Below are 10,882 nucleotides of genomic sequence, written 5' to 3' on the forward strand. Positions count from 1 at the left end.
CTTGGCCAGCTCGGCGGGGATCGGATGTTGCCCGAGCAATGCGGCGGTGGTCCACACGACCGGCTTGTCGATGGCATCGGCGAGCTCCTGCCAGGTCAGCCCCTTGTTCAGGCGCGCGAGGACGACCTGCTCGGTGATCTCTTGTCGGTTCATGGGTTTCATCATGCGTCCGCGCGCCCGTCATCGCGAGTCACACCAGTCACGCGGCAGAACCATGCGCCGTTATGGCCGCATCTTAGCGACAACCGGGTGCGTCAGCGGGTGTCGATAGGGTGGGTTTGGAGGGGATCACCATGAGCGAGCGATCAACGTCACCGAAGCTGACGGGTCAATTCTCGAAGGCGTTGGTGTACGCCGAAGCCAAACACCACACGCAGACGCGCAAGGGCGGCAACAACATTCCGTATATCGGCCATCTCCTGTCGGTGGCGGGATTAGTGATCGAGGCGGGCGGCGACGAGACGCAGGCCATCGCGGCGCTGCTGCATGACGCGGTTGAAGACGCGGGCGGCCCGCCGACGCTGGAGGAGATCAGGGACATGTTCGGCGACGAGGTCGCGGGGATCGTGAGCGAGTGCAGCGACACGGATCAGACGCCAAAGCCGCCGTGGCGCAAGCGCAAGGAGGACTACATCGCGCACCTCGGTGACGCGTCGGACGCGGCCATCCTGGTGTCGCTCGCCGACAAGGTAGACAACGCGCGAGCAACATTGCGGGACTTATGCATTGAAGGGCCGGCGGTGTGGCAGAGGTTCAGCGTCCACGATCCGCAGGAGCATCTTTGGTACTACGGCGGGCTGCTGAAGGTGTACCGAGATCGCAGCACGAGCTGGCTGGTCGACGAGCTGCAGCGGGTGCTCGACGAGATGAGACGGCTGGTCTACGGCGCTAACCACATCAGTAACACCGCCGAGTGACAGGCGTGGCTGGTGGTCACGCTGGGTCGCCTACTCGCGATCCTGCCCGACCCGTGCGTTCGCGAACGCGGTCAGCGCCTCGCGCATGTAAGCCACCAACCCAGGGTGCACACCCGCCAGGTAGCCTCCCACTCGCCCCACAGCGGCGTGGTCACCGAATACTCGGCCATCAGCTTGACCACCGGCCTCTCGGCGGCATCCTGCACCCCGGCACTGTAGCCCAACGCCACATCCGCTTCCGCCCTGTCGGTGCCGTCTCCTATCGTGGCAAACGATGGCACTCCATCTTCACCGTGCCGAGCGCACCGACCTCCTCGCCGACGGGCTCGGTGCACTGCTAACGGCTCCGCCCGAGGACCCCTTTGCCGAGGATCTCGTCATCGTGCCTGCGAAGGGCGTCGAGCGCTGGCTCAGCCAACGGCTCTCCCACATCCTCGGCCGCGCCCATGGCCAAGACGGTGTCTGCGCCGGCATCGCATTCCGTAACCCACACTCGCTGATCGCTGAGATCACCGGCACTGTCGACGACGACCCCTGGTCGCCCGACGCGATGGTGTGGCCGCTGCTCGACGTCATCGACGAGAGCCTCGACGAACCGTGGTGCAGAACGCTGGCCACGCACCTCGGCCACTTCGAGCACGATGAGGAACGCGAACTCCGCCAGGGCCGTCGCTACGCTGTCGCCCGACGCCTAGCCGGACTGTTCGCCTCCTACGCCAAACAGCGGCCGCAACTCCTCGAAGACTGGCTCGACGGCGACGCGAAAGACCTTGACCAAGACCTGCAGTGGCAACCACCGTTGTGGCGCGCCCTCGTCGACCGCATCGACGCCGATCCCCCGCACGTTCGCCAGGCGAAAACTGTTCAGCGCCTTGAGGAATCGCCGACAGACCTCCCTGAACGCCTCTCCCTGTTCGGGCATACCCGCCTGCCCAGCACCGAGATCGAACTCCTGAAAGCGCTCGCCACCCACCACGATCTGCACCTCTGGCTGCCCCATCCCAGCGACAACCTCTGGCAACAACTCGCCGCAGAACGCGGCCCCATCCCCCGCCGCGACGACACCAGTCACCGCAGCGTCCGCCACCCCCTACTCGCGACCCTAGGCCGCGATCTCCGCGAACTTCGGCGCAGCCTCCCTGCCGCCACCAAGACCGACGAATACCTCAGCAGCGAAAACAAACCCGACACGTTGCTCGGCTGGCTGCAGCAAGACATCGCCGCCAACGCTGTCCACCCGCCAGGCCGCAAACACACGAAAACAGACCAATCCGTTCAGGTCCACAGCTGCCACGGGCCGGCCCGTCAGATCGACGTCCTGCGAGAGGTTCTGCTCGGCCTCCTCGCCGACGACCCGACGCTGGAACCGAGGGACATCCTCGTCATGTGCCCCGACATCGAGACCTACGCGCCCCTCATCGTCGCGGACTTCGGCCTCGGCGACGTCGTCAAGGGCGTGCATCCAGCTCACAAGCTGAGGGTCCGGCTCGCCGACCGTTCCCTCGTGCAGACCAACCCACTGCTCGGTGTCGCCGAGCAACTTCTCCAGCTCGCCGGCAGCCGGGTCACCGCAAGCGAAGTACTCAACCTGGCGCAGGCACAACCTGTCAGGACGCAGTTCGGCTTCACCGACGACGACCTCGAGAACATCACCCGTTGGGTTCGCCAGGCGAACATCCGCTGGGGCTTCGACCGGCAGCACCGCACGCCCTACGGCGTCGACTTCGTCCACAACACTTGGCGTTTCGGCATCGACCGCGTGCTGGCCGGGGTCGCCATGTCCGACGACGCGCGCGCCTGGATCGGCGAGACCCTCCCACTTGACGACGTCGGCAGTAATCGCGTCGAGCTCGCCGGTCAGCTCGCCGAATATGTCGACCGCCTGCAACGCACCATCGACTCTCTCACCAAACCGCAACCGCTCAGCGCCTGGCTCACCGCCCTCACCGATGGCATCGCCATGCTTACCCGCGTCGGCGATACCGACGCGTGGCAGACCAGCCAGATGGAACGCGAGTTCAACGAAGTCCTCCGAATTGCCGGGCCCCGACAGGACACCCTGATGCGGCTGCCGGACATCAAGGCGCTCTTAGCGAGACACCTCGCGGGACGCCCCACCCGCGCCAACTTCCGCACCGGCACGCTGACTGTGTGCACCATGGTCCCGATGCGCTCGGTGCCGCATCGCGTGGTCTGCCTGGTCGGCCTCGACGACGGTGTCTTCCCCCGGATCGGGGTGGTCGACGGCGACGACGCGCTGGCTCGCGACGCGATGACCGGCGAGCGCGACATCCGTTCCGAGGACCGACAATTGCTGCTCGACGCCGTCGGCGCCGCCACCGAGCATCTGGTCATCACCTACACGGGGGCCAACGAGTATTCAGGCCAGGAACGGCCACCGGCCGTCCCGCTCGCCGAACTGCTCGACACCCTCGACATCACGACACCCGAGAAGGTGCGCGAAAGCATCCTCGTCAAACATCCCTTGCAGCCCTTCGATGTTCGCAACGTCACACGCGGTGCCCTCGTCCCCGACGAACCGTTCAGCTTCGATCCGACGGTCCTGCGCGCGGCGCAAGTCGCGGTGGGCGAACGCGCCGAGCAGCCGAAGTTCATCACCGGGCCGTTGCCGCCCAAACCCTTGCAAGACGTGGCGCTGGCCGACCTCATCACGTTCTTCAAGGATCCGGTGAAGGGCTTCTACCGCGCGCTGGAGTTCACGCTGCCGTGGGACGTCGACGGTGTCGAGGACGCCATTTCCGTCGACATCGATGCGCTGGAGGAGTGGAATGTCGGCGAGCGCATGCTCAGCGACATCCTGCTGGGCATGACGCCCGATCAGGCGCAGAAAGCCGAATGGCGCAGGGGTACATTGCCGCCCGGGCAGTTGGGCTGGCAGAAGTCGAAAGAGATCCGCACCCAGGTCGAGTTGTTGGCCGCGGCAGCCCAGACATGCCGGCAGATGCAGCCCGACGCCTACGACGTCGACGTCGACCTCGGCGCGGGCCGGCGGCTGACGGGGACGGTGTCGCAAGTGTTCGGCAACCGGCTGGTGTCGGTGACGTATTCCAAGCTGGACGGTAGGCATCTTCTGCAGTCGTGGATCCCGTTGTTGGCGTTGATCGCTCACGACTCGTCGAAGGACTGGTGCGCGGTCTGCATCGGACGCAAGAAGCGTGGACTCAACCCGGAAGTAGAGGGGCTGGGGTGGCCCGACGACGATGCCGTCAACGTGTTGCGAGAGCTCGTCGCGATCTACGACGCGGGCCGTCGCGAGCCGATTCCGTTGCCCATCAAGACGTCCTACGCGTGGGCCAAGGCGCGCCATCACGGCGACAATCCGGTGAGCGAAGCGAACTATCGGTGGAAGTCCGACCGCTATCCCGCCGAGGACGTCGAGCCCGGCCATGCCCTTGCCTGGGGTATGAGAGCGCCGCTGTCCGATCTGATGCAGCCTCTACGGCAAGGCGAAGAGTACGACGGTGAGGACAACCGTCTCGGCGCCTATTCAGCGCGACTGTGGCTGCCGATGCTGCGGGCGATGAGGTCGGTCGGCTGATGGAGCGCTTCAATCTGCTCGGTCCGTTGCCCGCCGCGAACTCGACCACGGTGCTGGAGGCGAGCGCCGGCACGGGAAAGACGTTCGCGTTGGCCGGCCTGGTCACTCGGTATCTCGCAGAAGGCGAGGCGACGCTGGACCAGATGCTGCTGATCACGTTCAGTCGGGCGGCGACCCAAGAGCTGCGGGAGCGGGTGCGTCGTCAAATCCTCGATGCGGTAGTCGCTTTCGACGCTCCCGCCGGAACCGAACACAACGACCTGATCAAGCATCTCCTCAACGGCAGCGATGAGGAACGCCTAACGCGGCAGCAGCGCCTGCGTGATGGGCTCGCGTTCTTCGATGCCGCGACGATCGCCACCACGCACCAGTTCTGCCAACTGGTGCTGAAGTCGTTGGGAGTCGCGGGCGACACGGATGCCGGCGTGACGCTTGTCGAAGACCTCGACGATCTCGTCACCGAAGTCGTCGACGATCTGTACCTCGCGCACTTCGGTCAGGAGCGTGACGACCCCGCCCTCAGCTACAAGGATGCGCTACAGCTGGCACGCGAGGTGGTCAACAACCCAGCGACACAACTGCGCCCCCTCACCCCCGACCCGGGTTCACGAGCAGCCGTGTGCGTTGCATTCGCGAAAGATGTTCTCGCCACAGTAGAAATGCGCAAGCGCCAGCAGGGCATCCTCGGTTACGACGACCTTCTCAGCCGCCTTGCCGACGCACTCGCTTCCGAGGGCTCACCTGCCCAGGTGCGCATGCATCACCGGTGGCCAATCGTCATGGTGGACGAGTTCCAGGACACCGACCCCGTGCAGTGGCAGGTAATCGACAGAGCGTTCAGCGGACGCTCGACGGTCGTCCTGATCGGTGACCCGAAGCAGGCGATCTACGCGTTCCGCGGTGGCGATATCGTCACGTACCTTCAAGCCAGGGAGACGGCCGGCAAGAACGAGACGCTGGGCACCAATTGGCGCAGCGACGCCGCGCTCGTGGACAGGTTGCAGGTGGTTCTCGGCGGCGCCGAGCTCGGCCACCCGGAGATCAAGGTGCACGATGTCGAGGCACACCACAAGGGTCACCGACTGGCCGGCGCCCCGCACAACGACCCATTCAGACTGCGTGTGGTGCCGCGGGCGACGTTTGGCAGCAGCGGAACTCAGAACGTTTCGATCGACGACTTGCGGGAGCACATCCCAGCGGATCTGGCCGCCGATATCGGCGCGCTGCTGGCCAGCGACGCGACCTTCGACGGCAAGAAGGTGCAGGCACACGACATCGCGGTGATCGTCGAGACGCACAAGGACGCGCGCTGCTGCTACCGCGCGCTGACCGCGGCAGGAATAAGCGCGGTGTACACCGGTGACTCCGACATCTTCAGCTCAGAGGCCGCCGACAACTGGCTGGCGCTCCTGGAGGCGTTCGACCAACCGCACCGGCCGGGCATTGTGCGCGCCGCAGCCGCGACGATGTTCTTCGGCGAGACCGCGGAAACGCTTGACGCAGGCGGTGATGCGCTGACCGATCGCGTAGCCGAGACACTGCGCGAGTGGGCGGGGCATGCGCGCGAGCGCGGAGTCGCGGCGATCTTCGAAGCCGCACAGGACCGCAGGATGAGCGAGCGGGTGCTGTCGTGGCGGGGCGGCGAGCGGCATATGACCGACCTCGCGCACATGACGCAGACGTTGCAAGAGATCGCCCACCGCGAGCAGTACAACCTGCCGGCGTTGCGTGACTGGCTTCGTCAACAGCGCGACGAACGAAGCGGCGCGGCAGAGCGTTTCCGGAGGATCGACAGTGACGCAGCGGCTGTCCAGATCATGACGGTGTTCGTCAGCAAGGGTCTGCAGTACCCGATCGTGTATCTGCCGTTCGGGTTCAACCGCTATGCGCGGGACCAAGACATCGTCCTGTACCACGAAGACGGACAGCGGTGCCTTTACATCGGTGGAAAGGGCAGCACTGACTTCAGAACCGTTGCGGCACTGGGGCGCACCGAGGACGCCAGTGACGACAGCAGGCTGACGTACGTGGCGATGACGCGGGCACAGTCTCAGTTGGTGGTGTGGTGGTCGCCCGCGGCGTACGAGCCCAACGGCGGGCTGTCGCGGCTGCTGCGCGGGCGGCGACCTGGGGAGGCGGCGGTGCCCGACCGTGCCACCCCGGCGAAGATCTCCGACGACGATGCGATGGCCCGCTTCCGCGAATGGGAGGCAGCGGGCGGACCTGTAATCGAGGAGTCGATAATTGCGCCGGCGACGCGTCCGCCGGCGGCGCAACCGCCTTCCGATCTCGATGCACGTCACTTCCATCGCGGCATCGATACCGCGTGGCGGCGCACGTCGTACTCCGGTTTGATCCGGGCCACGGAGACGACGCCGGTCAGCAGTGAGCCCGAGGTCAGCGAATTGGACGACGAGGCGGGCGAAATCCCGGTCGTACATTCTGCTTTCGGCGCCGAGATCGAGAGTCCGATGTCTGCGCTCCCGAGCGGCGCGAAGTTCGGCACGCTGGTGCACGCGGTGCTGGAGACGGCCGACCCGTTCGCGCCTCAATTGGCGGCCGAGCTCGAGTCGCAGATCCGCAAGCATTCGGTGTGGTGGCCGGTCGACGTGACGCCGGATGTGCTTGCCGCGGCGATGATTCCGATGCACGACACTCCGCTGGGACCGCTGGCCCCCGCAGCGACGCTGCGACAGATCGGGTTGCGCGATCGGCTGCGTGAGTTGGACTTCGAGTTCCCGTTGGCGGGCGGCGACCTTCGCGACGCCGCCCCCGATGTGCACTTGCGCGATGTCGGTCGTCTGCTCCGCGAGCACTTGCCTGCCGGGGATCCGTTTGCCCCGTATGCCGACCGGCTCGTCGGCGATGCGCTCGGCGGACAGACACTGCGGGGGTATCTCAGCGGCTCGGTCGACGTGGTGTTGCGCGTCGGCGGCCGGTACCTGGTGGTGGATTACAAGACGAACTGGCTGGGCGATTCGGACGGAGTGCTGACGGCCGCAGACTATGCCCAGCCGCGGCTTGCGGAGGCGATGCTGCACTCCGACTATCCGCTGCAGGCATTGCTGTATAGCGTTGTGCTGCATAGGTTCCTGCGATGGCGTCAGCCAAACTACGTCCCCGAGGAGCACCTTGGCGGCGTGCTGTATCTGTTCGTGCGCGGCATGTGCGGTCGGCACACACCGGTGGTGGACGGCCATCCGGCCGGCGTGTTCAGCTGGCGGCCGCCGGCTTCCCTGATCACTGCGCTGTCGGATCTGCTCGACGCCGGGAGGGCGGCCGCATGACCGCCGCTGTCAGCGCCACAGGCTTGCTGCAGGTGTTCAGCGAGGCGGGCGTGCTGGAACCGTCGGATGTCCATGTCGCACAACGGCTCACGACGATAGCGGAGGAGGCAGACGAGGCTGTCGCGCTGGCGTTAGCGTTAGTGGTGCGCGGGCTGCGGGCTGGCTCGGTGTGTGTCGACTTGGCGTCCGCCGAGGAGCAGGTCGGCGTCGATGGTCTGCCGTGGCCCGACCCGTCATCCTGCCTGGCGGCGGTGCAGTCGAGTCGGCTCGTCGCACACCCCCCGGTGCTGCGGCTCCATGACGGGCTGCTGTACCTGGACCGGTATTGGCGCGAGGAGCAGCAGGTCGCCGACGACCTGGTGGCACTGCTGGCGCCCAGCCCGCAGCAGCAGACCCCGGACGTCGGACGGTTGTTTCAGCAGGACCATGCGGAACAACGGGAGGCCGCGAAAATCGCACTGTCGCAACGGTTGACGATACTGACGGGCGGCCCAGGCACGGGTAAGACCACAACCGTGGCGCGGTTGTTGGCACTGTTCGCTGAACAGGCCGCGCAATCCGGCAAGCCACCACTGCGCATCGCCCTGGCCGCGCCTACGGGCAAGGCGGCAGCGCGGCTGTACGAGGCCGTGCAGCGGGAGGTCGATCGCCTCGACGCCCCAGACCGCGAGCGTCTGACCGGCCTGCGCGCGTCGACGCTGCACCGGCTGCTCGGCAGCAGACCGGGAACATCGTCGCGGTTCCGTCATCACCGCGGAAACCGGTTGCCGCACGACGTGGTCGTGGTCGACGAGACGTCGATGGTGTCGCTGACGATGATGGCAAGGCTGCTGGAGGCGGTCCGTCCGGAGTCGCGACTGCTACTAGTTGGCGACCCTGACCAGCTGGCGTCGGTGGAGGCCGGTGCGGTGCTGGCCGACGTCGTCGACGGCTTGAATGCACGCGCCGACGCACATGTCGCCGCACTCAAGACCTCATACCGCTTCGGTGCGTCGATCGGCGCACTGGCGTTGGCGATCCGCGACGGCGACGGCGACCGCGCCGTCGAGGTATTGCGCAGCGGCGACGAGCACATCGAGTGGCTCGACGTCGATGACCCAGGCGATAGTCTCCGTAAAGTGCTTGTGCCGCATGCGCTTCGGCTGCGACGAGCGGCCGTCCTCGGTGACACGGCGGCGGCGCTGGCCACGCTCGACGAGCATCGGCTGCTATGTGGCCGCCGCACCGGGCCATTCGGGGTCCAGCGGTGGAATCGTCAGGTCGAGCGGTGGCTTGCCGAGGCGACGGGCGAGCCGACCTGGTCGGCGTGGTACGTGGGCCGCCCGTTCCTGGCGATCGCCAACGACTACGGGCTCGGCCTCTACAACGGCGACACGGGTGTGGCGGTCCAGAGGGACGGAGTGCTGCGCGCGTTCGTCGGGAGCGGCGAGGAACCGCTCGAGTTCTCCCCGGGCAGGTTGTCCGACATCGAGACGATGCATGCGATGACCATCCACAAAAGCCAGGGCAGCCAGGCCGACGAAGTGACGGTGCTGCTACCGCCGGCGGATTCGCGACTGCTCACTCGGGAATTGCTGTACACCGCGGTGACGCGGGCGCAGTCGAGGGTTCGCATCGTCGGGTCAGAGGAGCAGGTACGGTCGGCGATCGAGCACCGGGCCGTGCGGGCAAGCGGCTTACGCGAACGGTTGCGGGCCTAGGCTGAGCAAACGCACCGCTCTGCCTTGCTTCGGTCGTAGGCTTCCAGCAATGCATATCGGCACATGGGAGGTGCTCGGTGAGCGCAGGCGGTGTGGAGCCACCAAAGCCGGACAAAACCGACCAAGAAAACCTTCAAGTCCCCCCTGAACGGCGAGGCGGCATCAGGCCACGACTGAAATTAGTTGCCGAGGCGGTAACGGTGCTCGGCATACTGGTCGGAACAGTGCTGGGCGTCTTGAACTATTTACGTCCCGCTCATCCCACTGAGAGCAAGGTCGAGGGCGGCAAGGTCGAGGTGGGATCGGTCCTCTACAAAACCTGGGCGCCAAAAGTGTTCTATCCGGTAAGCGAGCAATTGCCTGCGCCAAGCAATCAACCGCCAATGGTCGACACAAGTACACCTCACTGTGATTCTTGGGAAAGATGGTTGTCAGACAACAGCATCGTTCCCGTCGTAGAACAGGGGAAATTTATCGTCGAGGTCGCCGCCTCGCCGACGTCGCCCCTCTCGATAATAGGCGCGAACGTCCGCATTCTCTCCAAAGACCGGGTCAACAACCAGCCGTTTATCGATTGCGGATCTCGGGGCGCCCCAGATTTTTTGGGCTACGTGATGACCGTAAACCTGACAACCGGAAACACGCCGACCATCGAGGAGATCAGCCAGGGGCGCAAACTTGGAACGATACCGCCCGCTACCTTAACCGTCGAAAAGGGAACTGTACAGCAGATCCTTGTCAATTTTCTCGTTGAGGCCGGCTACGTTTACAAGTTTGTCGTGGAGCTTCCTTACTACGAGAATGGTGAACACAAAGTAAAGACGATCGGGTCTGAGACGAATCCTCTCGTGAGCGTGGACCAATCCAAAGAGCTGAAAGAGACAATTTACGATTGGTCATTTCCCGAACAAAAGTGGATACATACGCCGGATCGGCCGGGCTACGGCTGAGCCTCAATCACTCTGCGCCATCGCGCATGTCGAGATAGGCATCGGCCCAGGCGCCGATGATGCGGCCAGCCCTGTGCGCCTGGCCCCGGGCGGTCAGCAAATGATCAGAGCCTTCCAGCGACACGAAGCTGCGAGGGTGGCGCGCCAGCCGGAAGATCTCGCTCGCGTTCTGGATGCCGACGGTGTTGTCGGTCGGCGAGTGGAGGATGAGGAGCGGCAGGTGCAGGCTCTTGATCTTGTCGCGCAGGTGCGCCGCCCGGACGTCCTCCACGAAGGCCCGCTTCAACGTCAACGTGCGCCCGCCGACCATCCACTCGGCGCTGCCCTCGGCGAGCACGCGGTCTACCACTGCGTCGTAATGCTTTTCGACGTGGCTCGGGTCGATGGGCGCGGCGACGCTGGCCACCGCCCGCACGCCGGGCGCTTCCCGGGCCCCGGCGAGAACGGCGGCGCCGCCGAAGGAATGCCC

At 65.6% G+C, this 10,882-nt stretch carries 7 protein-coding genes and 1 pseudogene; 5 read left to right on the forward strand and 3 right to left on the reverse strand.

Features of this window, described 5'->3' with window-relative positions:
* A pseudogene (locus QOH60_RS04760) lies at positions 1-153 on the reverse strand (cyanase); the annotation flags it as partial.
* A gap of 140 nt (positions 154-293) precedes the next feature.
* Here QOH60_RS04760 and QOH60_RS04765 point away from each other — a divergent pair.
* Positions 294-917: an HD domain-containing protein gene (locus QOH60_RS04765; RefSeq protein ID WP_526417641.1), complete on the forward strand. Its 624-nt coding sequence runs from the start codon at positions 294-296 to the stop codon at positions 915-917.
* 71 nt (positions 918-988) lie between these two features.
* Here the strand turns inward: QOH60_RS04765 and QOH60_RS04770 are convergent, their stop codons facing one another.
* The gene (locus QOH60_RS04770) at positions 989-1,198 is read right to left on the reverse strand and encodes a hypothetical protein (RefSeq protein ID WP_526417643.1); all 210 of its coding nucleotides are present in this window, start codon (positions 1,196-1,198) and stop codon (positions 989-991) included.
* On the opposite strand from QOH60_RS04770, the gene recC reads away from it, so the two are divergent.
* The 4 genes from recC to QOH60_RS04790 all read left to right on the forward strand — a co-directional run bounded on the left by recC (position 1,192) and on the right by QOH60_RS04790 (position 10,413).
* Positions 1,192-4,476, forward strand: coding sequence for an exodeoxyribonuclease V subunit gamma (gene recC, locus QOH60_RS04775; RefSeq protein ID WP_526417645.1), 3,285 nt, complete (start codon positions 1,192-1,194; stop codon positions 4,474-4,476). The genes QOH60_RS04770 and recC overlap by 7 nt on opposite strands.
* Positions 4,476-7,763, forward strand: a complete 3,288-nt coding sequence (gene recB / locus QOH60_RS04780; protein ID WP_526417653.1) for an exodeoxyribonuclease V subunit beta — start codon at positions 4,476-4,478, stop codon at positions 7,761-7,763. The genes recC and recB overlap by 1 nt, the downstream gene beginning before the upstream one ends.
* Entirely contained in the window at positions 7,760-9,463 is a 1,704-nt protein-coding gene (gene recD, locus QOH60_RS04785; protein WP_526417647.1) for an exodeoxyribonuclease V subunit alpha, read from the forward strand. Before recB ends, recD begins: the two co-directional genes overlap by 4 nt.
* Positions 9,464-9,540: 77 nt before the next feature.
* Positions 9,541-10,413, forward strand: coding sequence for a hypothetical protein (locus QOH60_RS04790; RefSeq protein ID WP_526417649.1), 873 nt, complete (start codon positions 9,541-9,543; stop codon positions 10,411-10,413).
* Between the two features lie 7 nt (positions 10,414-10,420).
* On the opposite strand, the gene QOH60_RS04795 is transcribed toward QOH60_RS04790, so the two are convergent.
* A partial coding sequence (locus QOH60_RS04795; protein WP_526417651.1) for an alpha/beta hydrolase family protein occupies positions 10,421-10,882 on the reverse strand: 462 nt, incomplete at its 5' end.

This window comes from Mycobacterium sp. (genome assembly GCF_032159765.1).
Classification (GTDB): domain Bacteria; phylum Actinomycetota; class Actinomycetes; order Mycobacteriales; family Mycobacteriaceae; genus Mycobacterium.